General features: G+C 26.0%; 1 protein-coding gene. It reads left to right on the forward strand.

The annotated features are described in order from the left end of the window. Positions 1–175: 175 nt before the first annotated feature. Positions 176–987, forward strand: an 812-nt coding sequence (locus F0310_RS05740) for a protelomerase family protein (protein WP_182117997.1), incomplete at its 3' end; no start/stop codon positions are given.

Consider the following 987-nt stretch of genomic DNA (forward strand, 5'->3'; position numbering starts at 1 on the left):
ACAATAAATATACTAGTAATAGTTATTACTAGTATATTTATTGTTAATTAATAGAAATAAAAACCTTTAACATTATTGACATTTTATTCCTAAATTAGTATAATTACTTTAGATCTAATGTATATGAAAAGATGCCTTTAGTAGATGTATAAAAAATTATTATAAGGAATCTGGTATGTCTAAAAGCGATACTTTAATTAAAAGCTCTAATAATTTCACCAACGAATTTTTAAACCAAGTTAACTCTATTGATACTTCTTTATATGAGAACATCATTGACAATAAAACTTATAAACTTAGACTTAATGGACGTGCTAAATCTTTCTTAAAAAATATGAAAACCAATACTAACTATTCTGATAATTATATTAGCAAACTGGTTACTAAAATAAGAGGAAAAATAAAAGAAATAAATAATTCTCATCCTATGCTTAGATACTTTAAGCTTAAAAGCTATGAGTATGAAGCTATTGCTAAAAAGAAAACTGAAAAACTTAAAGAACGAAATGCAAATAAAAAATCCTTCAATAGTCGCGAATTCCTTATTCTTACTGAAGAACTTTTATTATCAAATAGATTTGAACTTCTTTATATGGGCTTGCTACTTGCTTCAGGCAGAAGAAGCCTAGAACTTATTGCAGGATCCTTTAGCCAGGATAATAACAATAGAAAAGAATACAACAATATTTTATTTCAAGGGCAGCTTAAAACAAGAGACCCTAAAAGATTTAATACACCATATAGTGTTCCTTTAACGATAGATAAAAATCTATTTCTTAGTGCATACTCTGTATTTGTAAATACAAGTCAATACAAGGAAATAAGAAAACAATGGGAAGATAAAAAACTTTCTGATTATGCTATAAACCAACTACTTAAAAGAGAACTTATTAAGCTTTTTGATTCAAAGTTTCTTGTTTCTGATTTTAGAGCTATTTATACTACTATTATCTTAAAACGTGAGGGCTATTTTAATGATAGTTATGG

It is taken from the genome of Borrelia sp. A-FGy1 (genome assembly GCF_014084025.1).
Classification (GTDB): domain Bacteria; phylum Spirochaetota; class Spirochaetia; order Borreliales; family Borreliaceae; genus Borrelia.